The organism is Bradyrhizobium sp. USDA 3311, assembly GCF_054062495.1.
The window spans coordinates 946237-968075 of the sequence record NZ_JBSSFI010000001.1 but is presented as its reverse complement, the minus strand read 5'-3'; the positions used below and the strand labels follow the sequence as shown (position 1 = coordinate 968075).

Annotated in this window: 22 protein-coding genes, 1 pseudogene and 1 riboswitch; of the genes and pseudogenes, 13 read left to right on the top strand and 10 right to left on the bottom strand. The window is 61.6% G+C overall.

Annotated features, from left to right (window positions below):
* Positions 1-122: 122 nt before the first annotated feature.
* Positions 123-1130, top strand: coding sequence for an Hsp33 family molecular chaperone (locus tag ACVWW6_RS04725; RefSeq protein ID WP_011083919.1), 1008 nt, complete (start codon positions 123-125; stop codon positions 1128-1130).
* Positions 1131-1348: 218 nt separating this feature from the next.
* Here the strand turns inward: ACVWW6_RS04725 and apaG are convergent, their stop codons facing one another.
* The gene (apaG, locus tag ACVWW6_RS04720; protein WP_028172741.1) at positions 1349-1741 is read right to left on the bottom strand and encodes a Co2+/Mg2+ efflux protein ApaG; all 393 of its coding nucleotides are present in this window, start codon (positions 1739-1741) and stop codon (positions 1349-1351) included.
* Between the two features lie 211 nt (positions 1742-1952).
* Here apaG and ACVWW6_RS04715 point away from each other — a divergent pair, with 211 nt between their 5' ends.
* Genes ACVWW6_RS04715 through ACVWW6_RS04705 form a run of 3 tightly spaced genes read left to right on the top strand, consistent with a single transcriptional unit; the run spans position 1953 to position 4984 of the window.
* The gene (locus tag ACVWW6_RS04715; RefSeq protein WP_011083921.1) at positions 1953-3200 is read left to right on the top strand and encodes an OpgC domain-containing protein; all 1248 of its coding nucleotides are present in this window, start codon (positions 1953-1955) and stop codon (positions 3198-3200) included.
* Entirely contained in the window at positions 3200-3979 is a 780-nt protein-coding gene (locus ACVWW6_RS04710) for an SGNH/GDSL hydrolase family protein (RefSeq protein WP_028172742.1), read from the top strand. Before ACVWW6_RS04715 ends, ACVWW6_RS04710 begins: the two co-directional genes overlap by 1 nt.
* 12 nt (positions 3980-3991) lie before the next feature.
* Positions 3992-4984, top strand: coding sequence for an SGNH/GDSL hydrolase family protein (locus ACVWW6_RS04705; RefSeq protein ID WP_304550429.1), 993 nt, complete (start codon positions 3992-3994; stop codon positions 4982-4984).
* A 127-nt stretch (positions 4985-5111) separates the two neighbouring features.
* On the opposite strand, the gene ACVWW6_RS04700 is transcribed toward ACVWW6_RS04705, so the two are convergent.
* Complete coding sequence (locus ACVWW6_RS04700) at positions 5112-6299, bottom strand: O-succinylhomoserine sulfhydrylase (RefSeq protein WP_456683120.1); 1188 nt, start codon at positions 6297-6299, stop codon at positions 5112-5114.
* Positions 6300-6373: 74 nt separating this feature from the next.
* Positions 6374-6453, bottom strand: a riboswitch (SAM riboswitch).
* 80 nt (positions 6454-6533) lie between these two features.
* Between ACVWW6_RS04700 and ACVWW6_RS04695 the strand changes: the two genes are divergently transcribed.
* The 3 genes from ACVWW6_RS04695 to ACVWW6_RS04685 all read left to right on the top strand — a co-directional run bounded on the left by ACVWW6_RS04695 (position 6534) and on the right by ACVWW6_RS04685 (position 10708).
* Entirely contained in the window at positions 6534-7670 is a 1137-nt protein-coding gene (locus tag ACVWW6_RS04695; protein WP_011083925.1) for a 2'-deoxycytidine 5'-triphosphate deaminase, read from the top strand.
* Positions 7671-7862: 192 nt separating this feature from the next.
* Positions 7863-8915 carry a hypothetical protein gene (locus ACVWW6_RS04690; RefSeq protein ID WP_456680241.1) on the top strand — a complete coding sequence of 351 codons (1053 nt, stop codon included), beginning with the start codon at positions 7863-7865 and terminating at the stop codon, positions 8913-8915.
* A 347-nt stretch (positions 8916-9262) separates the two neighbouring features.
* Positions 9263-10708, top strand: coding sequence for an MATE family efflux transporter (locus ACVWW6_RS04685; RefSeq protein WP_456680240.1), 1446 nt, complete (start codon positions 9263-9265; stop codon positions 10706-10708).
* Here the strand turns inward: ACVWW6_RS04685 and ACVWW6_RS04680 are convergent.
* The 6 genes and pseudogenes from ACVWW6_RS04680 to ACVWW6_RS04655 form a co-directional block, all read right to left on the bottom strand.
* Positions 10705-11205 (bottom strand): hypothetical protein, encoded by a 501-nt coding sequence (locus ACVWW6_RS04680; RefSeq protein ID WP_456680239.1) that lies wholly within the window; start codon positions 11203-11205, stop codon positions 10705-10707. The two genes, ACVWW6_RS04685 and ACVWW6_RS04680, sit on opposite strands and share 4 nt — an antisense overlap.
* 113 nt (positions 11206-11318) lie before the next feature.
* On the bottom strand, positions 11319-11720 hold the full coding sequence (locus tag ACVWW6_RS04675; protein ID WP_456680238.1) for an SRPBCC family protein: 402 nt from the start codon (positions 11718-11720) through the stop codon (positions 11319-11321).
* 124 nt (positions 11721-11844) lie between these two features.
* On the bottom strand, positions 11845-12204 hold the full coding sequence (locus tag ACVWW6_RS04670) for a VOC family protein (protein WP_028172750.1): 360 nt from the start codon (positions 12202-12204) through the stop codon (positions 11845-11847).
* A gap of 103 nt (positions 12205-12307) precedes the next feature.
* The gene (locus ACVWW6_RS04665; protein ID WP_456680237.1) at positions 12308-12667 is read right to left on the bottom strand and encodes a hypothetical protein; all 360 of its coding nucleotides are present in this window, start codon (positions 12665-12667) and stop codon (positions 12308-12310) included.
* 130 nt (positions 12668-12797) lie between these two features.
* Positions 12798-13638: pseudogene (locus tag ACVWW6_RS04660) on the bottom strand (helix-turn-helix transcriptional regulator).
* A gap of 10 nt (positions 13639-13648) precedes the next feature.
* A complete protein-coding gene (locus ACVWW6_RS04655; protein ID WP_456680236.1) occupies positions 13649-14227 on the bottom strand; it encodes a methylated-DNA--[protein]-cysteine S-methyltransferase in 579 nt (192 codons plus the stop codon).
* A gap of 344 nt (positions 14228-14571) precedes the next feature.
* On the opposite strand from ACVWW6_RS04655, the gene ACVWW6_RS04650 reads away from it, so the two are divergent.
* The 6 genes from ACVWW6_RS04650 (at position 14572) to ACVWW6_RS04625 (ending at position 19385) form a co-directional block, all read left to right on the top strand.
* Positions 14572-15687, top strand: a complete 1116-nt coding sequence (locus ACVWW6_RS04650; protein ID WP_456680235.1) for a site-specific integrase — start codon at positions 14572-14574, stop codon at positions 15685-15687.
* 92 nt (positions 15688-15779) lie between these two features.
* Positions 15780-16022, top strand: a complete 243-nt coding sequence (locus ACVWW6_RS04645) for a helix-turn-helix transcriptional regulator (protein WP_456680234.1) — start codon at positions 15780-15782, stop codon at positions 16020-16022.
* A gap of 19 nt (positions 16023-16041) precedes the next feature.
* Positions 16042-18000: a hypothetical protein gene (locus ACVWW6_RS04640; protein ID WP_456680233.1), complete on the top strand. Its 1959-nt coding sequence runs from the start codon at positions 16042-16044 to the stop codon at positions 17998-18000.
* 122 nt (positions 18001-18122) lie between these two features.
* Entirely contained in the window at positions 18123-18989 is an 867-nt protein-coding gene (locus tag ACVWW6_RS04635) for a hypothetical protein (protein WP_456680232.1), read from the top strand.
* A complete protein-coding gene (locus ACVWW6_RS04630) occupies positions 18989-19141 on the top strand; it encodes a hypothetical protein (protein WP_456680231.1) in 153 nt (50 codons plus the stop codon). Before ACVWW6_RS04635 ends, ACVWW6_RS04630 begins: the two co-directional genes overlap by 1 nt.
* A complete protein-coding gene (locus ACVWW6_RS04625) occupies positions 19134-19385 on the top strand; it encodes a hypothetical protein (RefSeq protein WP_456680230.1) in 252 nt (83 codons plus the stop codon). The genes ACVWW6_RS04630 and ACVWW6_RS04625 overlap by 8 nt, the downstream gene beginning before the upstream one ends.
* A 177-nt stretch (positions 19386-19562) precedes the next feature.
* Here the strand turns inward: ACVWW6_RS04625 and ACVWW6_RS04620 are convergent, their stop codons facing one another.
* Both ACVWW6_RS04620 and ACVWW6_RS04615 read right to left on the bottom strand, forming a co-directional pair.
* Positions 19563-20351, bottom strand: a complete 789-nt coding sequence (locus ACVWW6_RS04620) for a hypothetical protein (protein WP_456680229.1) — start codon at positions 20349-20351, stop codon at positions 19563-19565.
* 5 nt (positions 20352-20356) lie between these two features.
* Entirely contained in the window at positions 20357-21445 is a 1089-nt protein-coding gene (locus ACVWW6_RS04615) for an ABC transporter substrate-binding protein (protein WP_456680228.1), read from the bottom strand.
* Positions 21446-21839: the final 394 nt, after the last annotated feature.

The window sequence follows — 21839 nt, the reverse complement described above, 5'->3', positions numbered from 1 at the left end:
TGTCGTCCTGGCTTTCGCCAGGACGACGCGGAGGTTGCTGTCCTTGCATACGTCCATTCTGCATTGCCGGATGCAGCCGGAACCCCTTCCATTTCCCACCCACCGACCCCAGATAGACCGCCATGGATTCCCAATCCCCTGACATGAAAACCAGGCCAGAAGGCCCGGTTCGCGCACCATCAGCGGTTCCGATCGACGACGCCGTGCTGCCCTACGAGGTCGACGCGCTCGACGTGCGCGGCCGGCTGGTGCGGCTCGGTCCGGCGCTCGACGACATCCTGACCAAGCACGATTATCCCGCGCCCGTCGGCAAGCTGCTCGGCGAGGCCATCGTGCTGACGACGCTGCTCGGCTCGGCGCTGAAATTCGAGGGTCGCTTCATCCTCCAGGCCCAGACCGACGGCCCGGTGTCGTTCCTGGTGGTGGACTACAAGGCGCCGGACCAGCTTCGCGCCTATGCCCGCTTTGACGCCTCGCGCCTGGGCACGGCGAAGGATTCCGGCGCGCTGCTCGGCCGCGGCCATCTCGCCATGACCATCGACCAGGGCCCCGACATGAGCCGCTACCAGGGTCTGGTCGCGCTCGACGGCGGCAGCCTCGAAGACGCCGCCCACGAATATTTCCTGCGCTCCGAGCAGATCCCGACGCGCGTGCGTCTTGCGGTCGGCGAGGAGTGGCGCTCGAACGACGGCGGCAGGCATCGCTGGCGCGCCGGCGGCATGTTGATGCAGTTTTTGCCGAAGGCGCCGGAGCGCGCGCGGCAGGCGGACTTGCATCCCGGCGATGCGCCCGAGGGCGCCGAAGTGCACGCCGTCGCCGAAGATGACGCCTGGGTCGAGGCGCGCTCGCTGGTCGAGACCGTCGAGGACGTCGAGCTGATCGATCCGGAACTGTCCGGCGAGCGGCTGCTCTACCGCCTCTTCCACGAGCGTGGCGTGCGCGTATTCAAGCCGCTGGTCCTGAAGGCGCAATGCTCCTGCTCGCGCGATGCGGTCGCCGCGATGCTGAAGAGCTTCTCGCCGGACGATCGCGCCGCGATGGTCAAGGACGACAAGGTCGTTGTCACCTGCGAGTTCTGCTCGTCGGTGTACGATTTCACGCCCGATGAGGCGGGCGTGGAGGACGCGTAACTCTATCCTCCGTCATTGCCAGCGCAGCGAAGCAATCCAGAGTCTTTCCGCAGTGGCCGTCTGGATTGCTTCGCTGCGCTCACAATGACGACGGGGAAGCAGCCTGCCAAGTGCTCGGACATCGTAGGGTGGGCAAAGCGTAAGCGTGCCCACCATCTTTCTGCGTCACCACCGAAATGGTGGGCCCGCTTCGCTTTGCCCACCCCACGGCCCCGCCCCTAGTTCAACACCCGCTTGTTGTCCGGGCTATCCAGCGAAAACGTCGGCACGTCGATCTCGAAGCGTTCGCCGCTTTCGCTGACCATCTGGTAGCGGCCGGTCATGAAGCCGGAGGCGGTCGAGAGCGGCACGCCGGAGGTGTATTCGAAGCGCTCGCCGGGGGCCAGGGTCGGCTGCTCGCCGACCACGCCCTCGCCCTTCACCTCCTGCTGGCGGCCGGTGGCGTCGGTGATGATCCAGTGCCGCGTCTTGAGCTGCACGGTCTCCTCGCCCGAATTGGTGATGACGATGGTGTAGGACCAGAAGTAGCGGGAGCGGTCGGCCGACGACTGTTCCGGAACAAAGTTCGGCTCGACGGTCACTTCGATCTGGCGGGTCACGGCGCGGTACATGGCTGCCATCATAACGAAAACCCGGCCGGGAACCAAACGCCGCAAGCGGCTTTCGCGACATCGTCCCGCCAGAATTCGCGGAGAAAGACACCCCAAAGAAAGACACCCCAAAGAAAGACACCCTTATGTGATCCGGCCGCTTTGCGAGACGACGGCCGGACCGGTACAATCCTTATAACGTCGCGATTTGTGTGAGGGTTTCCAGGCCCCGATGACCATTGCGGACCAAGTGACGGGATCGACGATCGCGGGGGCCAAGCCTGCGGATGCAAAGCCGCGTGCGGCCGCGCCGGCCATCTCGCTGCCCGCCATCGGCGAGCGCGAGCTCCGGCTCGACCTGTTCCGCGGCCTCGCGCTGTGGCTGATCTTCATCGACCATCTGCCGTCGAGTCTTTTGACCTGGTTCACGATCCGCAATTACGGCTTCAGCGACGCCACCGAGATCTTCATCTTCATCTCCGGCTACACCGCCGCCTTCGTCTACGGCCGCGCGATGCTGGAGAGCGGCGTCGTCATCGCCACCGCGCGCATCATGCGCCGGGTCTGGCAGATCTATGTCGCCCACGTCTTCCTGTTCACGATCTTCCTCGCCGAGATCTCCTACGTCGCGACCAGCTTCGAGAACCCGCTCTACACTGAAGAGATGGGCATCATGGACTTTCTCAAGCAGCCCGACGTCACCATCGTGCAGGCGCTGCTGTTGCGCTTCCGTCCCGTCAACATGGACGTGCTGCCGCTCTACATCGTGCTGATGCTGGCGCTGCCTTTGATCCTGTGGTCGATGAAGTGGAAGCCCGATGTCACGCTCGGCCTCTCGGTCGTGCTCTACGCGGTCACCTGGGAATACGACCTCTACTTCTCCGCCTATCCGAACGGCTTCTGGGCGTTCAATCCGCTGGCCTGGCAATTGCTGTTCGTCTTCGGTGCATGGTGTGCGCTTGGAGGTGCGCGGCGCATGTCGCGTATTCTGGCTTCACCGGTGACGATGTGGATCGCGATCGCCTATATCGTCGCGGCGTTCTACGTGACGCTGACCTGGTATGTGCCGCAGCTCTCGCATCTGATGCCGAAGCGGCTCGAGCAGTGGATGTATCCGATCGACAAGACCGACCTCGACGTGCTGCGCTTCACGCATTTCCTGGCACTGGCAGCGCTCACCGTGCGCTTCCTGCCGCGCGACTGGCCGGGCCTGAAATCGCCCTGGCTGCGGCCGCTGATCCTGTGCGGCTCGCATTCCCTGGAGATCTTCTGCCTCGGCGTCTTCCTGGCCTTCGCCGGTCATTTCATCCTGGCCGAGGTCTCCGGCGGCGCCGTCATGCATGCGGTGATTAGTCTCTCCGGAATCCTGATCATGTGGGGCGTGGCCTGGGTGATTTCGTGGTACAAGCGCGTAGCTGACAAGAGCGGTGCGAAAACCAAGAACGCCGTCGGCAACGCCGATCTGGCGGGAGGGGGCTGATGAAGGCGAAGGTTCTCCTGAGCCTGATCCTGCTATGCGGTGGCCTCGCCGCGCCGTCGGCGCGCGCGGAGGATGCTGCGCCGCCCGCTCCGGCCGCGCCCGCAGCCTGCGAATTGCCGTCCTATCTGCTCACCAGCGAAAGCCAGCTTCCCAAGGTCGCCGACGCCATCAAGGCCGGCAAACCGCTCGAAATCCTGGTCATCGGCAGCCGTTCGACCACGATTCCGGCCTCCGAGGACGCTTCCTATCCGGCACGCATGCAGGCCATTTTGAAGGACAAGCTGTCGCCATCGGAAGTTGTGCACGTCTCCGTAGAAATACAGAGCAAGAAGACGGCAGAGGAGGCGGCCGCCAGCTTCGTTAAGCTGATGGAAGCAAAAAGGCCTACTTTGGTCATCTGGCAGACCGGGACCGTGGATGCTATCCGAGCAATCGATCCCGACGATTTTCGCGGTGCGGTGACCGGAGGGGTTTCCGCATTGCAAAATGCAGGGGCTGACGTCGTGTTGATGAACTTGCAGTACAGCCCGCGTACCGAAACCATGATCTCGGTGCCGCCCTATCTCGACAATATGCGGGTGGTGGCACAGGAGCACGACATCCCGCTGTTCGACCGTTTCGCGATCATGCGGCAGTGGAATGATCAGGGTCAGTTCGACCTGTTCAGCCCGTCCCGCGGGCCTGAGCTCGCGAAACAGGTCCACGATTGCCTTGGCCGGGCGTTGGCACAGTTCGTGATCGACGCAGCCCATCTGGGGCCGGCCCAGCAGCAAAATTGAGGTCTAGTGTTAATGAGTTCTATCCGCCCTTTTTGCCTGACGTCATGGCTGGCTGCACCCGTGGCGGCGGCGCTGCTGTTGCTGACTCCTGTTTCGCAGTCGCGCGCGCAGGCGCAGGCTGCGCAGGCAACGCCCGCGCCCGCGCAGGCCGCTAATCCCGCTCCGGCATCGCCCTCCCAGACCACCGTCGCCGCGACGTCTCCCGAACAGCGCGGCATCACCGCGCGCGCCATCGACAAGGTGAAGCAGGTCGCGAAATCCGCCGGTGACGTCTTCAACCGCGTCCCCTGCCTGCCGCCGAAGGGCGGCGCGAAGGCGATGGGCTCGCTGCCGCATGTCGCGGGCAAGCTCGTCGCCGGCAAGCCTGTCGTGATCGTCGCGTTCGGCTCGTCGTCGACCGCCGGCTACGGCGCAAGCTCACCCGATTTCAACTATCCGAACCGTCTTGCGGCGCAGCTGCGCCGGCAATATCCGACCGCGGACATCACCGTCATCAATGCCGGCGTCGGCGGCGAGGACGCGCCCGAGATGATGAAGCGCCTCCAGAAGGAGGTGATCGACGTGCATCCGGACATGGTGATCTGGCAGGTCGGCACCAACGCCGTGCTGCGCAATCTCGATCCCGGCGACACCGCCAAGATGGTCGAGGACGGCATCGCCCGCATCCAGGCCGCCGGCGGCGCCGATATCGTGCTGGTCGATCCGCAATATTCGCCGGCCGTCAACCAGCGCAAGGAGAGTGCCGGCAAGATGGTGAAGCTGCTCGGCAAGGTCGCCGAACTCCGTCACGTCGGCATCTTCCCGCGCTTCGAGGTGATGCGCGACTGGCACGAGAATCAATCGATCCCGGTCGAGAGCTTCGTGATCGCCGACGGCCTGCATATGAACGATTGGGGCTATGCCTGCTTCGCCCAGCTCCTCGGCGACGACATCATCCGCTCCGTCGGCCAGATCAAGCTCGGGGTCAACGTGCCCGGGGACGTGCGGGCGTACCGGCCGATGTAGTTCGGCTGCGTAGCCGTAGAGTGGGCAAAGGCGCGCTCTTCGCGCGCCGTGCCCACCATCTATCGCCAGCTCGGTGGTGAATGGTGGGCACGCTTCGCTTTGCCCACCCTACGAGAGCTCGATCGCCTCACGCCTTCTCCAGCGCCGCCGTCAGGTCCTCGATCAGATCGTCCGCATGCTCCAGCCCCGCGGAGAAGCGGATGAAGCCCTCGCTGATGCCGAGCGCGGCGCGGTCTTCCGGCTTCAGGCGCTGATGCGTCGTGGTTGCCGGATGGGTGACGAGGCTCTTGGCGTCGCCGAGATTGTTCGAGATCTTCGCAAGCTTGAGCTCGTTGAGCACGCGGAACGCGGCCGCCTTGCCGCCCTTGACCTCGAAGCCGACCAGCGTCGAGCCGCCGCGCATCTGCTTCTTCACGAGCGCTGCCTGCGGATGATCGGCGCGGCCGGGATAGATCAATCGCGAGATCTTCGGATGGCCGGCCAGCACTTCCGCAACGCGTGCCGCGGTGTCGGTCTGCGCGCGCACGCGCACGGCCAGCGTCTCCAGGCCCTTGAGCAAGACCCAGGCGTTGAACGGCGAGATCGACGGCCCGGTCTGGCGCATGAAATTGTGGAGGTGCTCGGCGATGAAGGCTTCCGAGGACAGGATGATGCCGCCGAGGCAGCGGCCCTGGCCGTCGATGTGCTTGGTCGCGGAATAGACCACGACGTCGGCGCCGAGCGCGAGCGGGCTCTGCCAGATCGGCGTCGCGAACACGTTGTCGACGACGAGCCGCGCGCCGCCCTTGTGCGCGATCTCGGCGATGCCGGGGATGTCGAGCACGTCGAGCGTCGGGTTGGTCGGGCTCTCCAGGAAGAACGTCTTGGTGTTCGGCCGCAAGGCCCGCTGCCACTGGTCGAGATCGAGGCCGTCGACCAGCGTGGTTTCGATGCCGTAGCGCGGCAACAGATCCTGAATGACGTAGAGGCACGAGCCGAACAGCGCGCGGGAGGCGACCACGTGGTCGCCGGCCTTCAGCGGCGCCAGGATCGCCGTCGTCACCGCGGCCATGCCGGTCGCCGCCGAACGCGCCGCTTCGGCGCCTTCGAGCTCGATCATGCGGCGCTCGAACATCGAGATGGTCGGGTTCGAATAACGCGAATAGATGAAGCCGGGATCCTCGCCCTTGAACCGCGCCTCGCACTCCTCGGCGCTGTTGTAGACGTAGCCCTGGGTCAGGAACAGCGCCTCCGACGTCTCGCCGAATTGCGAGCGCAGGGTGCCGGAATGGACCAAGCGGGTTTCGGGACGGTAAGTGGCAGGCGACTTCGACATAGGTACCTCCGACATGACCGTCTCGTCGAAAACGGTCACAAAACAACCGGCCTGGATATATCCACGGGCCGGGATCACAGAGGTCCCCGGCCTGTTTAGCGACTTATTTAACGTGGCTGCAAGCCGGCCGGCTCAAATCACCACGGGATAAGTGATGCTCATATTCCGCAATGGCCTTTCCGTCAAGGCGTCCATCGGATAGCCGTAAAAGGCTAGTATTTCCCGCACGTCCGGATGCGTTTGACCCCTGACGAGGACCCCCGGTTGAGCTTCACGATCGCCGCCGACGCCAATGGTATCCTGCCCGACCGCATGATCGCGGCGATGGCGGAGGCGGGCCTCATCCTGCCCGCATACGATTTCGTCGAAAGCCAGATCCAGCCGGCGAGCCTCGATTTGCGCCTCGGTGACATCGCCTATCGCGTCCGCGCCAGCTTCCTGCCTGGTCCCGGCGCCACGGTGGCCGAGCGCATCGACGAATTGAAGCTGCACGAGTTCAGCCTTGCCGACGGCGCGGTGCTGGAAACCAACTGCGTCTACATCGTGCCGCTGCTGGAAAGCCTCGCGCTGCCGCCGGAGATCGTCGCGGCTGCGAACCCCAAGAGCTCCACCGGCCGCCTCGACGTCTTCACCCGCGTGATCGCCGACGGCACCCGCCGCTTTGACATGATCGGCGCCGGCTATCACGGCCCGCTCTATGCCGAGATCAGCCCGAAGACATTTCCGGTGCTGGTGCGCGAGGGCTCGCGCCTGTCGCAGGTGCGCTTCCGCACCGGTGACGCCATCCTCAATGCCGACGAGCTCGATGCGCTGCATGCGTCCGAGCGCCTCGTCGACATCGACGATGCCGATCTGGCCGGCGGCGTCGCCGTCTCCGTCGATCTCTCCGGCGAGAAGGCGAGCGGCTTCGTCGGCTACCGTGCCAAGCGCCACACCGGCGTCGTCGATGTCGATCGCCGCTCCGGCTATTCCGTCGAGGACTTCTGGGAGCCGATCTCGGCCCGGCCCGACGGCAGCCTGATCCTCGATCCCGGCGAGTTCTACATCCTCGCCTCGAAAGAGGCCGTGCAGGTGCCACCCGACTTTGCAGCCGAGATGGTGCCCTTTGATCCGCTGGTCGGCGAATTCCGCGTGCACTATGCCGGCTTCTTCGATCCCGGCTTCGGCTATGCCGGTGCCGGCGGGTTGGGATCGCGCGCCGTGCTGGAGGTGCGCTCGCGCGAGGTGCCGTTCATCCTCGAGCACGGCCAGATCGTCGGCCGCCTCGTCTACGAGAAGATGCTCGCCCGCCCCGACGCGATGTACGGCCAGCGCATCGGCTCGAACTACCAGGCGCAGGGCTTGAAGCTCTCGAAACATTTTCGGGTGTAGCGACATCTCCAACTGTCATGCCCCGGCTCGACCGGGGCATCCAGTACGCCGCGGCGTCTCGATTCAATCATAACTGTCTCTGGAATACTGGATCGCCCGGTCTTCGCCGGGCGATGACACCGAGTCTGTGGCTGGTTGCGCCGCCCCAGCCGCGATGACACACTCCCGTAAAACAACAAGCCGGGAGCGAACATGACCGCCGCAGCTGACTCCGCGCAGGAAGCCCAATGGAAGCGCTGGCGCGCGGTCGCCGATCTCTATCACGCCTATTTCACCGGCCTTATCCTCACCGTCGTCACGCGGCGCGGCACCGCGGATGCCGCGGAGTTCGTCTTCCGCGTGTTCCGCCGTCAGCAGCAGGAGCGCTTCCTGCCGGGGCTGGAAAAGCTCGGGCTCAGCCATCTGCCGCCGGCGGTCGCGGCTGCGCAATATCACTACCTCTCCAACTGGATCGGCGGCGTGCATGTCGAATACATGTATGAGAGCGACGTCAAGGCCTGGATCCGCTATCCGCCGCCGCGCTGGATCTGGAAGGGCACCGCGATCTGCGGCGTGCCGGGCGAAGTCTCACGCGCGATGCTGCGCGGCTGGCACGCCAATAACGGGGTTGCGCTCGGAGATCTTCGCCTCGGCTTCGTCTGCACCAAGCAGAGCGTCGACGGCCAGGACGGGCTCGAAGGCTATTATCATCAATACGACCATCCGCTCGAACTCGACCAGCGCCTGGTGTTCGCGCGGCATCTGGAAGCGCCGCCGTTCGATGCGAAGACCGCGCCGGCGCTGCCGGTCGCGAGCTGGCCGAAACCGCGGCTTGAAAAAGCCTATCGCAACTATGCGATGGAATATGTCCGCACCGCCGCGCCCGTGATGGTGCAGCTGTTCGGCCCGGAGGACGCCGGTTATCTGCTGCATCTCACCGGCAAGCTGATCGGGATGCAGTATTTCGACGAGGCCGCGGCCGCACTCGCGACGAGCCGCGGCGGCGCGAGGGAATTCGCATCGTTCCTGAACGCGCTGTTCGCTGCCCAGGACGACAATGCTGAGATGACGCAGTCCGAAGGCACCTTCGAAATCCGCCAGCAGAGCTGGAAGCTGATGGACGACGTCGCTGATTGTCACCGCGCCTGCGCCAAGGTGCTGGAGGGATTGTTCGAGGGATTGGCTGCCGGCTGCGGCCGGCATATCGGCATCCGCATGCGCCCGGCCGCAGGCGGCCGTCCGCCGCTGGTCTGGTCGATTGGGTGACGAGAACGGCGCGGCCACTTCGCCTCTCCCCGCGTGCGGGGAGAGGCCGGATTGCATCGAAGATGCAATCCGGGTGAGGGGGACTCTCCGCGAGTCCAACTCGCATCGTTTTCGCGGACGCGGCCCCTCACCCCAACCCTCTCCCCGTAAGAACGGGGAGAGGGAGACGAGAGACCGCAATTCCACGGGCTGAAATGCGCTGCCGCAGGGCACGCCTGCATCAGGCGCAGGAGGAATCGGCAATTGCCGTGCTAACAAGCCTCTCGCCGCGCCTTCTGCGCGAAGAAATTCATTGGCACACCTAGTCATTGCCGCGCCGAAAATGGCGCTCGTGCCCGGGAGAGGACATGTCCGACATCGCCGAAATCCCGGTCGATGAACAAGAGCGCCCGCTGCCGCCGCCTCCGCGGCCGGTGAGGAGCGCGCTGATGGACGGACCGATCCTGCGCACGCTGCTCGGGCTTGCCTGGCCGAACGTGATCGCGCTCTCGGCCGGCACCTGCACGGTGATCGCGGAGACCTCCTATATCGGCCGGCTCGGCGTCGAGGCGCTGGCCGCGATGGCGCTGGTGTTCCCGACCGTGATCCTGACCATGACGATGTCCGGCGGAGCGATGGGCGGTGCGGTGGCCTCCGCCATCGCACGCGCGCTCGGCGCCGGCGATCGCGAGCGCGCCGGCACGCTCGCCGCGCATGCGCTCTTGATCGGCATCACGTTCGGCCTCGTCTTCATGCTGGGCATGCTGATTTTCGGGCCCAAGGTGCTCGAGATGCTCGGCGGCCGCGGCGATGTGCTGACGCACGCGATCGCCTACACGCAGGTGTTTTTCGGCGGCGCCGTGCTGCCCTGGTTGCTCAACACGATGGCGGGCGTGCTGCGCGGCACCGGCAATATGAGGCTGCCCTCGTTCCTGATCCTCAACTCCGCGGCCTGGCAGATCGTGCTCGGCGGCACGCTGGGTCTCGGACTCGGACCGGTGCCGCAGTTCGGCATGCGCGGCGTCGCGGCCGGCGCGCTGATCGCCTATTGCATGAACATCGGCGTCATGGGCTGGTACCTGTTCTCAGGCCGCGCGCGCGTCGTCCCGAAGCTGCGCGGCCTGCGCATCCAATGGGCCATGTTCTTCGACATCCTGAAGGTCGGCGCCATCGCCTGCTTCTCGCCGCTGCAATCGGTGCTGACGATCTCGATCTTCACCCACATGCTGGCGAAGTTCGGTACCGCGATCCTCGCCGGCTACGGCATCGGTGCGCGGCTCGAATTCCTGCTGACCTCGATCGCGTTCTCGTTCGGCATCGCCTCGGTGCCGATGGTCGGCATGGCCGTCGGCGCCGGCCGCATCGCGCGCGCCCGGCGCATTGCCTGGATCGCGGGTGCGAGCGCATTCGTCGCCGTCGGTGCGCCGGCGTGCCTGGTCGCGCTCTTCCCCGATCTCTGGGTCAACATCTTTACCGACAGCGCGACCGTCCGCGCGGCCAGTCACCAATATCTGTCGACGGTGGCGCCGTTCTACGCCTTCATCGGGCTCGCCTCGACGATGTATTTCTCCTCGCAGGGCGCGGCCAAGGTGATCGGCCCGGTGCTGGCGCAGACCGCGCGGCTGATCTACATCTCGGCGACCGGCTGGTGGCTGTCGACACATGAGGCGACCGCGCAGAGCTTCTTCTGGCTGGCCGCGAGCTCGATGGTCGTGCTCGGCCTGCTGTCGTGCTCCAGCGTGGTGCTGACGCGCTGGGGACCGCGCAAGAGCAAGCCCGCGATCAGGCCGGCTCTCTCAGGCGTCGCGGATTAGCGATGCCTGTGGCGGCGATGGCCGCCACCGCCGCCGACATTGGCGAGCCGCATCAGCTGCGGGATCATCGCCATCATGTCGCCGCCACTGGTGCCGCCGAGCATGCCCATGATGTCGCCGCCGCCCATGCCCGTTGGCATATAGCCGCCTCCGCCCATCGGGCTGTAGCCGCCATAATTGGACGCACCAAAGCCGCCGCCGAGATTGCTGCCGCCGAGGCCACCGCCGCCCATCATGCCGCCGAAGCCGCCGCCACCATTCTCCATCATGCGGCTCATCATCGGGCCCATGGTCTGCATCAGCATGGCGAAGCGGCGCTTGCCCATCTTCGCCTTCATCATCTCCAGCATCGGCGCCATCTGGGTCATCATGTCCTCGCCGCCGGCGCCTCCGCCGCCACCGAAGCCCGCGAGCTGCGCCTCCGCCGGCGTGCTCGCGACCGAGAACAGCAGCAGCACGGCGGCTGCCTGGCAGATCACCCTGTCCGCACCTCTCATGGCATGCTCCTCGCGTGCGTGGCTTCGCCGGGAGAGCGGAGCCAACCGGACGCACGCGGCCATGGTTACGGCCGAGGAGGCGAGGGCTCTGTGAGAAAAGTCACAGAGGTCAGTCAGGCGGCCGCGGCTGGAAACGCCTTGTGCATGGCGGCGACGGCTTCCTTCGTCTGCCCCTGGACATACGGCGCAAGCTCGTTCGGCAGCATGTCGATGATCCAGACCAGGCGGCACCGCGCATCGCCCTCGGCGATCACCTGCACCGAGGCGCTGTAGTGCTTCAGCCGCTCGTTGTTGATGGCATAGACGAGGCGCTGCCGCGCATCATTGCAATCGACCATCACCTCGCGCGCGACGGAGCCGTTGGCGAAGGTGACGATGCGTGCATCGCCATCGAGCGTGCAGGCCGTGACGAAGCCCGGCACCAGCCGCTGATGCAGCGCGCCGAAATCGCGCACCGCGTCCCAGACCTCGCGCGCAGGGGCGTTGAGGGGAATGTCGTTGTGGATGGAGGCCATGAAGGTGTCCTTGGTTGAAGGGGTCGTAGGGTGGGCAAAGGCGCGCTCTTCGCGCGCCGTGCCTACCATTCATCGGCACCGTCGCACGTGGCACCCTACGAATGCTCGTGCGTGGGGCGCTTGCTCACACGCAAACCGCCTCGACATTGTTGCCGTCCGGATCGATCAGAAACGCCGCATAATAGGTCGGGCTGTAGTCCTTGCGCGGGCCCGCGCCGCCATTGTCGCGTCCGCCGCTCTTGAGCCCCTCGCTGTGGAACGCCTTGACCGCGTCATGATTCCCGGCGCGAAACGCGATATGCGCGCCGTCGGCCTTCCGCCCCTTGTTCAGGTGCAGCCACAGCGCCGGCGCGCCCTTCGGCCCGAAGCCGGCATAGCCGTCGCCGCTCGAGCACAGGACGTAGCCGAGCGGCGCCAGCACCGCGGTGTAGAAGCGCGTGGCGGCATCGAGATCGGCTACGCGAAGTCCGATGTGGTCGTACATGTTCGTCTCCATTGCAAAGCGCGCCGCGCGTGGCGCACGCCGGAGACGAACCTAGTCAATTGAAGGCAAGCCGCTCTTGGAGAATCTTGCGCATCCCGCCCGGCTAGTTCGCCGGTGCCTCCGCCTGCCAGCGGACCACCCGTCTCAGGTGATAGACCTGCACCCACATGTTCGTTCCAATCACGCTGATCGTCGCGACGATCAGGGCTGTGAGCTTCTGCGGTGCATGAAGGGCGAGGACGAGCAGGAACATGGAAAGGGCCGCCGTGACGCCGAAGCTGAACCAGAGCCCAACGAGGCGTGGTGCAAACCAGGCCGGCTGACCGTCGGTGTCCCACTGCATCGGAATCCTGCGCAAGCTGATCTGGCGGCCGTAATAGACGGCACAGCCCGCGATGAAGGCGAGGCCGACGACAAGCGCGATCAGCGTGGCCGCAATCACGTCAATCGAGGTACTGTCCATCTGCCGGTTCGCCGCCTTGAAGGAGCGCCAAATCGCCCTTCGGTTGTAATACCGCGCGGGGTACCGCAAGTGCCAGTGCATCGCACCCGTCTGGTCAACAGACTGTTACTGGCGAAGCGGCCCGTGTGTCTCAGTTGAGGACGAGTCGTTCCCCGAAGATCCTGCGCTCGCCCTTCGACGCCTGCCGGAACTTCGTCGGCGACACGCCGGCGGCGCGATGGAAGGTGCGGACGAAATTGGAGAGATCGCCGAAGCCGACGTCATAGGCGACGTCGGTGACCGCGATGTCGTCCTCGGTGAGCAGGCGCGCGGCGTGCCGCAGTCGCGAGCGCACCAGATATTGATGCGGGGTGACGCCGAGCACGGCCGAGAACAGCCGCAGGAAGTGGAATGGGCTCAGTCCCGCGTGCCGCGCGGCCTGTTCGAGGTCGACCTCGGCATGCGAGTTGGCGTCGATCCACAGCGCGGCTTCGACGGCGCGGCGGCGGTCGCGTGCGGTGGGCGTGGCCGGCTTGCGCGCCTTGCCCGAGACGACGTCCACGAAACGGCCGGCGAGGATCTGGCCGATCTCGTCGAGGCCCAGATCGCTGTTGCCATCTGCCGCCGTCTGGGCGAGCTCGCCCAGCACCATCAGCTCGGGCAGCGGCGGTGTCGCGCCGACCTTCCAGATCTCGCGCCGTCCCCCGAGGGCATCGACCAGGTCCTCGCTGAAGAAGAAGCCCAGGCAGACGTCGCCGCTGACATGCTCATGCGTGCAGGTGTATTCCTCGCCGGGGGCGCCGACCAGTATCGAGCCTGCCACCAGTTCGAAGAAGCCGGCGCGGCAATGGCAGCCGAAACTGCCGGAGCGGACATAGGCGATGGAATGCCCGGTGCGGCACTCCGCGAACGGCGTGTCGTCCGGCCCCCGCATCGCAGCGGAACTCGGAGACCGTGATCGAGCGTGTCGTCAGCAGCGTGGTCGCATCCATGCGACGTTATCTAGGTGGGCGCCCGAGGCGGGGCAACGGGCAGCAACACCTCGAACAGCGTCTTGCTGGCGACGGGATGGGCACCCTCGAGCGCCAGCAGCCGCCGCTTGGAGATCACCCCGCCATAGGGCGAGAGCCGGTCGGTGTAGTTGCCGGCCTCCAGCACCCGGTGGCAGGGGACGATCAGCATGTAGGGATTTTTCGCGACCGCCTGCGCCACCGAATGCGCCGCGCCGGAGGCCCCCAGCGCCTTGGCGATCTCGTGATAGGTGCGCGTCTCCCCGCGCGGGATCGTGCAGGTGTACTCGTAGACCCGCCGGTTGAAGCCGGGCACGCCGCCGGCATCCAGGCTGACGTCGGAAAAATCAGGATCGCTGCCCTGCAGCAGGCCCACGATGCCCTCGATCGCAAGCTCGGCATTCAGCGGAGGCTGCTGCTCGCGCGCACCGGGATGGACTGCGAAAATCCGGCGGCGGGTGTCGATCTCCCGCGCCTCCGACAATTGCACGGCCACCACGCCGGTGCTGCTCCAGATGATGCCGCAGCGCCCGATCGCCGTGTCGAATATCGTATAGCCACGCCCCACCATGCACACGCCCCACTCAGTGCACGTCACTCCCCCGACAGCTTGATCATAACACCGCCACAATCCGGCGCACCCAAAATCTTGCCAGGACGTTAACAACCGTCCGGCTGGGTGCGCCAAACCGCTTGGCGAGACGCGCCGTCTCGGCTAATCAGGACGGGCGTGAGCAGCGCATCCGCGGGCGTAGTTCAATGGTAGAACGGCAGCTTCCCAATCTTTTGTGAAGCCTCTCCACCGTTCCACATAGTGCCCGTAAACCCCTTGTTTTACAGTGGTTTCCGCGACTCGACCCTCATATACTTCGGCATGGTTATCCGCCTCAATCCACGTGAAAGGCGTGCCAAATCGTGCCAATTCTTGGACTCACAGATCTCACCGTTCAGTCACTGAAGCCGGGTCTGTACATGGACCGGAAGACGCCGGCTTTTGGCCTGCGGGTCGGTAAGCGTCGCAAGACGTGGATCGTCCTCAAAGAGCCCAACCGCACCAAAATCCGGCTCGGTCACTATCCTGATCTGAAGCTTGCAGAAGCGCGCCGCCGCGCCTTTGTCGCGCTCGGCACTCCCGTCGGGGAGAAGGAAATCAGCATCGAGTTCGACCAGGCGAAGCTCGTCTTCGTGGAGGAGAACTATAAGGGCAAGAGCGAGCGCACGAAATCTGAGACGCTCCGGCTTCTCAATCGCTTGAATTTTAGATGCACTCTTGCTGACCTCGACGATGCGGCGATTGAGCGTGAGCTCGGAAAGCTCGCCGACGTACCAAGCGAGCAGCTTCACGCATTCCGCGCGCTCCGGACGATGCTCCGGTGGTGCACGAAACCTCCGCACCGCTACATCAAGCGCAGTCCGCTTGAAGGCTATCCGGCTCCCGGTAAGAACAAGAAACGCAGCCGCATCCTGAACGACGACGAACTCAGAAAAATCTGGCATGCGTGCGAGGGTTTCTTCGGCGACATGATCCGACTCATCATCTTGTGGGGATGTCGGAACGGCGAAGTAGGACGGCTGCAACGAGCCTGGCGAGACGGCCGTGTGCTCACTATCCCGGGTGAGTTCACGAAGAACGGACGGGCGCACGCAATCCCGATCCTTCCAATGGCGCGCGCGATCCTCAATCGGCAGGAAAAGATGGGCGACAACTGGCGGGACAAAAATATTGACTACTACTTCCCCGGTCACATCAAGGGTACGCACTTCAACGACGGCTCGTGGGGAAAGCTGAAGAGGGAGCTCGACAAGCAATCAGGCGTGACCGGATGGCAGGTACGAGATCTACGGCGCACATTTCGCTCCGCGCTCGCGCGCCTGGGAGTCTCGCGCGAAATCGCTGAGATCATGCTCAACCATGTCACTGGTGGAGGCAAAACCGATCTCGATGAAATATACGACAGATACGATTACCTACCTGAGAAGCGCGCTGCGCTGCAAAAGCTCGAAGCCCATCTGAAAAGGGTAGTTAGATGAGTTTTTAGAACGGTTCAATTGGCACCCTTGGTGCACGACTCCGATGAACAAGACGTGGAAACGTAACTTCCGCCTCAGCATCGGAGCGAACTATGACCAAGGCAGTCGTCACTTTTAAGCAATTAAAGACCGAGTTCGGAATCCCTTACTGTCGTGCGCATATTGATCGTCTGGAGGACCCCGACGATCCTTGTTACGACCCTGATTTTCCGAAGAGCTTCAAACTGGGCCGTGGCCGCATGGCTCGTAGAGTCTGGTGGCAGCATGAGATCATCGCCTGGCTCGAGATCCGTGCGACAAGACGAAACGACCTTCCAACACTTGTCGAACACTGACCATCTCTCGGAGGGCTTCATGCGCCTCGATCCACGAAGATGTCTTCAGTGCGGTTTGGCCGAGCGATCTAACGCGATTATGTTTTATAGAGATTATTGGTTTGGTTCGCGGGTCTGCTACGAAAAAGCGATCACACCACTTCTCGATCCTCGCTACGGCTTTGATAAAAAGCCAGAAGAGGATGAATTACTCATAGAACAATATGAACAACATGAACGAGACGCTCACATAAACTGCTGGGAGCGCACACCCATCATCAACTTCATTGACAACGTCTTTGGCACAACAACCACAACCCCAAAAGAATACCTCGATCAACACGTCAAACGTGACTTAGACCGATGGTTTTCGGAGCGAGCCAACGCCATCAGCACAGCCGAGCAAAAACTTAAAAACCGTATTGACGCAGAACTTGCTCTCATCAGTGAAGAGCAATCCGAAAAAGAACGCGCCATTCGGGAAAAGGAAGAGGAAAAACAGCGCATTGCACAGGAGAAAGCAGAGGCGCGATTAGAGGAAGAGCGATTGGCTCAAGAAGCTGAAGAAGAAAAACTCCGACCACGAAAAATCCCCGAATATATCCGGCTTGAACATACGATGGTGATAGCACCCTCTGGTGCCGGAAAAACAACCCTTCTCCAAAATACTCTGCTGGACGATTACCATTCAGCCACAAGACCTAAGGAGCAGCCCGCTTATATTTGCATCGATCCAAAAGGCTTCATGGTAAAGCGTCTTCGCTACCTGCGTATATTTAATGACTCGCTTCCATTCCCTGTCGTCATCGACCCTAAGATGAGACCAGCTCTCAACCTCTTTACAACTCAAGGCCGAGATCCATCACAACTGATTTCTGATTTCAGCTACATTTTTTCTACAACCAAGCAAAAGCTCACGGGGAAACAAGCGGCCTGTTTTGCATTTTGTGCCCGACTTCTTTTCAACGTTCCAAACGCAAATTTGGAAACGCTTCTCGATCTCATGGACGACAAGCGCAATAATCCGATTTTCCAGAGGGCGATTGCTGGACTTCCACCAATACCAAAGCGTTTCTTTGAGAACGACTACTACGAGAAGAACTTCTCTTCCACTAGAGAGGAACTAAAATCTCGCATCTACGGCATAACACAGAATGACTGGCTTGCCGGAATGTTCAACGCAAGAACCCGCAAGCTCGATATTGCGAAGTGCATCCGCGAAAGGAGGTTACTCCTCGTGAATACGCGCATGACTGAACTCTCCGAGGATCACCAAGTCATCGGCCGGTACATCATCTCTCTCGTTCAAGACGCTATTCAAAGCCGAAAGGAACGTCACCCGGTCTACCTTGTAATCGACGAAGCGCAAGAGTTTATGGACCCGGAAAAAACACCGAGGTTGCTACGACTTATGCGTGAATACGGTGGCGGTGTCATTCTCGCCTTTCAGAACCTGTTTTGTGCTGAGTTAGATGAAGCGACACGCGCCGCCATCTCGACAAATACGAGCATCAAATACGCTGCATCTCCCGAAGCTGCCGATCTCAATTATGTGGCGAGAGATTTGCGCTGCACGCCTGATTTTTTGAAGGGAGTAGAGAAAACCGACACTCACGCACGCTTCGCTTGCTATGTCAGAGGCATGAAGCTCCAGCATCCCTTCATCGTTAGTGAGCCTTTTGGTTGGATCGATACGTGGCCGAAGCTAACAGAGGGCGAGCGTAACGCTCGGCGGTATATCAACCGCACGGAATTACAAGATACTCAAGCGCTGCCCGACGATGCTTCTTTTGTTCAAAAACAAACGATACCAACTCCACCCCCGAACACAATGATTTCAACGACTGGTAGGGAATACAAGAGCCAGAGCTCCGACACCCTCAAGAAACCGGAGTTAAAAAAAGTTCGCCTGATGAATAGCGACGACCTGGAGAGGCTGAGAGCCGAACAATGTCCCACTGACGACGATGACAACAAGCCGTCTCCTTGGGGGCAATGATTACGTAAATTTAATCAACGACCGAGCCTACAGCATAGTGCACCACGGCGCGCCGCAGTCCTCCTAGGGCCGACATAGTTGCCGACTTACCAGCCGCCATTGGCGGATTTATTTTCGGCACTATGAAATCTATTAAGCCAGACGTACCCGGCGATCTCGAAATCTTAAAAGCTATCGGGCGGCACAGCCTTTTGCTGCCGGATGATCTCTGCGCGATCACCAATCGCTCATACTCCTCGATCATCTGTCGAACCAAGAAGCTCAAGGATCACGGCTACATCCGTTGGACTGACACGCAGGTCAAGAACCGCGCAGCGTGGCTCAGCTTTCAAAAAGCGTTCCAGCTCACGAATAAAGGTGTCGGCAAGCTCATGGGCATGGGCTGCGACTCCCGTGTCCCCGAGCCGTCAAAGCAATTTCTCCATCAGCTCACCGAGAGCCAGGTCGCAGCTTCCTTTGAAATCGGGGCGCGCGAGCGCCTCGTCACACGCGAGCAAATTCTGAGTAGCCCGAGCACGCCAAAAACTGCCGGCGACCATTTCCCCGTCGTGTTTCAGTTCAAGGGCAAAGACTATAAGTACAAACTCAAGCCAGACATCGGCCCCATCGGGATCAAATATCCGAACGGCACTTATCGATTTCTCGTCGTCGAAGTCGATCTTGCATCCGAACCGCTCATCACCGCGAACCGTGACCGCCAAGCGATCGAAACCAAGATCGCTGCGTATACGAACGTCTTCGAGCAGCGCACCTACCATGCGCAGTTTGGCCTGCCAAACCTCACCGTCCTCTTCACCTCCACAACGCAAACCCGCGTCAACAACATCGTCGATCTCTGCGGTCAGATCGCGGGCAAGTTTTCAAACCGATTTGGCGCGCAAGTGGTGCCGACCATCACTTCGGGCGCCAAACCTCCCAAGCCAGGATATGCCGTCCTCCTGCCTTGGCTTCGACCCGGCGGCAAAACCCTGAACATAGGAGAAGCATAGTGGATCGACTGAAACGCATAACGGAGTTGGTCGCGCAGAAGAGCGCTATCGACGCCGAACTCAAAACTCTCAAAGAGCAAATCGCTCAGGAAAGCGCGGCGCTTAAGAAAACCAGAAAGCCCCGCCAGAAGAAGGACCAGCAGAATGTCTGATGTCCGCTGGTGTCCCGTGTGCCGCAAGTCCGTTTTCGAAGAGCCTCGTTTATTCTTTGCCCAACGATGTGAGGATTGCGATAGCCTCTTGGAAGAAGACGACCAGCGTCTGGAAATCGATTTCAAGGAGCTCGATATCGACTACGAGGAAGAAGAGGAGGAAAAAGACGAAGAGGAAGACAACGAAGAGGAAGACAACGAAGAGGCGAAAGAGACCGAGAGCGACACTGCCGGAACTGAGTAAAGTGAAGGCCGCGCGAATGCGGCTCGAAATCTTGCAATGTCGTCTGGGAATGAGATCTCCGTTTCCGTTGCAGAATCTATTGTCTTTCACCTCTCTCTACGCCCACAAGACCGCATTCCTCCTGGGGCAGGCGCGCCTACCTAAATCAACGGTATTGTCCGCTCTACGAACGAAGCTCTACCTATCTGCCGGGCACAGCTGGTACCTGTCTCCGTCGTGCCGCTCCACATTCATTCGCGCCATGTACTTGTCTTTGACTTCGTCCGAAGGACAGAGACAGGGCGGTTTGTTGCCATAGTGGATCTTCCAACACTCGCTTGCGGTGGCATCGATGAGCTCCCAAGCAATGACATTCTCCGTCTGAACAAGAACGCCGGGGCCAGGAATCGCTGTTGTGCGTGTCCCTTCAACTCTGCACGCAGGCGACAGAAAGACTTGCGCAGGATCGAGTTCGGTCGGGTAAACGCGAATAAAGCCCTCTACGGTCGCATAGTCCTTTACGACCGCTCGCACCATCGCCTTCGTATAGACCAACGTGTCGTTCTCACGCGCATCGACGGGACGCACACCCACACAGGTGAGGCTTTTCTTCAGCACGTACAACAGCGGATGCTCTTGGGTTGTCTTGGTAAGCGACACGAATGGTATCTTGTTCACCGCAGCGATGACCAAATCGTCGTCGTAGGCGACGGACACAAGAATGCCGAGCGCCAGTGCGACTATGTACGCCAGGATCATCTCTGCGGTTTCGACCGCCTGCGCTGGCTTCCGCTTCTTCGCGCGCCATCGCCGCATCGCGAGGGAGGCCAAGCCAAAGGCGGCAATGCTGATCGCAATCGAAATAAAGATATACGCAACTTCACCAAATCTCAGGTCGACTAAGTAGCTAGCGAGACCTAATCCAATGAAGCCTGGTAAGAACGCGGCTACAAACTTGATAGCCTTCTTTGGATCATCGGGGATCATGGCGGCTACTTGTTACAGCAGTCGTTGTTGCAAGAGCCGTCCTTGCACTTGCACGCTGTACCATTGCAGCCATCGTGAACCCCAGCACAGTCAGGACACAGCTCAAACGAACCATTGTTGTTCATGACGTAAACCGCAAGCTTGGGCTGACGGCATTCGCCACCGGCCATAAAGTTGACACGCCCAATTACCGTATCGAAAGACTCGGTACGCATCTTGTCCGCGACTCGATCGCCGGTGGGGTCATTCTGCGCGGCACGTGCCAGGATTTGGAAGGCGGAATACCCATAGTAGGCGTTTGCACCCGTAACGTTCCTCAAGGAATTCGGCATGCCCGGCGGCGTACCAACGGAAGGATCGCGTGGCGCGATAGCGGCCACCTTGATCTGGTTTCCGAGGCGGCCTTCTCCGATGAGATTCACGCCGCCGATGAGAAGGCTGTTTGATGGAAGGGCATCCAGAGGAACGGCACGAGCTTCTCGGCTGAACGAGAATATGATGGCCGGCGAGCCGGGAGTGGCATTCCAATTTTGGATTGGCAGCTGAGTGGCGCGAGCTTCTTGGTTGAGCGCTTCGGTGTGGAATGGACTTTCAAAAATGAAACCCGTGCGACCGCTTTGGTTATCTTTCGCATACCGAATAGCGAGCTTTGCAAGATGCTCAGCGCTATCCCCCACGTGAAACGAGTATTTTTGTCTCGGGTCGGAAAACGGCGTCTTGGATAATCCGATGAAGACGGTCGGCATGTGTTGCTGTTCGCTCACTGCGGCCACCGCCAGCATCACCGCCGCGCCGCCTTTGACAATCAGAAAGTCAACCTTATCGACTTGGATCAGTTGGCGGCTCATCGAGGTCGCGACGTCCGGCTTATTCTGATGATCCTGAGGAATGACCTCTACTGGCCGGTTAGCTATGTGCCCCTGATCATTCTGAGCTGCGGAAACTCCCGCCCGAAATTGCTGGCCTTCATTTGCGCCGGGACCGGAGAAGGCTGCCACCACTCCGATACGAACTGGATTTTGCGCGACCGCCGGAAAAAGCGCGGCGAGCGAGGTGAGGGCAATGACAGCAACGAGAGTTGACCAGCGACCCATGCGATCCTCCTATGGGTGCAGAATCTATAAGTGCTGCCAGGTGATCCCCGGGCGCGCCATGAATACGCAAATAAAGAACTTCTGGACTCTACTGTTGGTAGAGCTGATGGACAAGGGTGACCAACCGAGGACCCGAAAGAAATTGATTCTCTCCCTCAGCATGCTCACCGGCGGGAGCCGGTCGAAGATGGCTGCGAGACACCACGAAGCACGAGGTGTCGAAACGGCCGGAAGACATGTGCACATATCGGGAAGGCCTCGTCATCCGCGTCCTATAGGTCCGCTCGTAGGTTGAACGCGGTTCGGGCGCCTCCAACGAGCGGATCGGTCAGGCGATCTTACGTAGCTGTATTTGCGCTCTTAACTTCGAAGGGCCGGCACAAGTCAAAGGACC

Bases quoted from the DNA above. Each gene is read 5' to 3' on its own strand.
- ACVWW6_RS04725 (WP_011083919.1), top strand. From the start codon at position 123: ATGGATTCCCAATCCCCTGACATGAAAACCAGGCCAGAAGGCCCGGTT.
- apaG (WP_028172741.1), bottom strand. From the start codon at position 1,741: ATGTACCGCGCCGTGACCCGCCAGATCGAAGTGACCGTCGAGCCGAAC.
- ACVWW6_RS04715 (WP_011083921.1), top strand. From the start codon at position 1,953: ATGACCATTGCGGACCAAGTGACGGGATCGACGATCGCGGGGGCCAAG.
- ACVWW6_RS04710 (WP_028172742.1), top strand. From the start codon at position 3,200: ATGAAGGCGAAGGTTCTCCTGAGCCTGATCCTGCTATGCGGTGGCCTC.
- ACVWW6_RS04705 (WP_304550429.1), top strand. From the start codon at position 3,992: ATGAGTTCTATCCGCCCTTTTTGCCTGACGTCATGGCTGGCTGCACCC.
- ACVWW6_RS04700 (WP_456683120.1), bottom strand. From the start codon at position 6,299: ATGTCGAAGTCGCCTGCCACTTACCGTCCCGAAACCCGCTTGGTCCAT.
- ACVWW6_RS04695 (WP_011083925.1), top strand. From the start codon at position 6,534: ATGCGTTTGACCCCTGACGAGGACCCCCGGTTGAGCTTCACGATCGCC.
- ACVWW6_RS04690 (WP_456680241.1), top strand. From the start codon at position 7,863: ATGACCGCCGCAGCTGACTCCGCGCAGGAAGCCCAATGGAAGCGCTGG.
- ACVWW6_RS04685 (WP_456680240.1), top strand. From the start codon at position 9,263: ATGTCCGACATCGCCGAAATCCCGGTCGATGAACAAGAGCGCCCGCTG.
- ACVWW6_RS04680 (WP_456680239.1), bottom strand. From the start codon at position 11,205: ATGAGAGGTGCGGACAGGGTGATCTGCCAGGCAGCCGCCGTGCTGCTG.
- ACVWW6_RS04675 (WP_456680238.1), bottom strand. From the start codon at position 11,720: ATGGCCTCCATCCACAACGACATTCCCCTCAACGCCCCTGCGCGCGAG.
- ACVWW6_RS04670 (WP_028172750.1), bottom strand. From the start codon at position 12,204: ATGTACGACCACATCGGACTTCGCGTAGCCGATCTCGATGCCGCCACG.
- ACVWW6_RS04665 (WP_456680237.1), bottom strand. From the start codon at position 12,667: ATGGACAGTACCTCGATTGACGTGATTGCGGCCACGCTGATCGCGCTT.
- ACVWW6_RS04655 (WP_456680236.1), bottom strand. From the start codon at position 14,227: ATGGTGGGGCGTGGCTATACGATATTCGACACGGCGATCGGGCGCTGC.
- ACVWW6_RS04645 (WP_456680234.1), top strand. From the start codon at position 15,780: ATGACCAAGGCAGTCGTCACTTTTAAGCAATTAAAGACCGAGTTCGGA.
- ACVWW6_RS04640 (WP_456680233.1), top strand. From the start codon at position 16,042: ATGCGCCTCGATCCACGAAGATGTCTTCAGTGCGGTTTGGCCGAGCGA.
- ACVWW6_RS04635 (WP_456680232.1), top strand. From the start codon at position 18,123: ATGAAATCTATTAAGCCAGACGTACCCGGCGATCTCGAAATCTTAAAA.
- ACVWW6_RS04625 (WP_456680230.1), top strand. From the start codon at position 19,134: ATGTCTGATGTCCGCTGGTGTCCCGTGTGCCGCAAGTCCGTTTTCGAA.
- ACVWW6_RS04620 (WP_456680229.1), bottom strand. From the start codon at position 20,351: ATGATCCCCGATGATCCAAAGAAGGCTATCAAGTTTGTAGCCGCGTTC.
- ACVWW6_RS04615 (WP_456680228.1), bottom strand. From the start codon at position 21,445: ATGGGTCGCTGGTCAACTCTCGTTGCTGTCATTGCCCTCACCTCGCTC.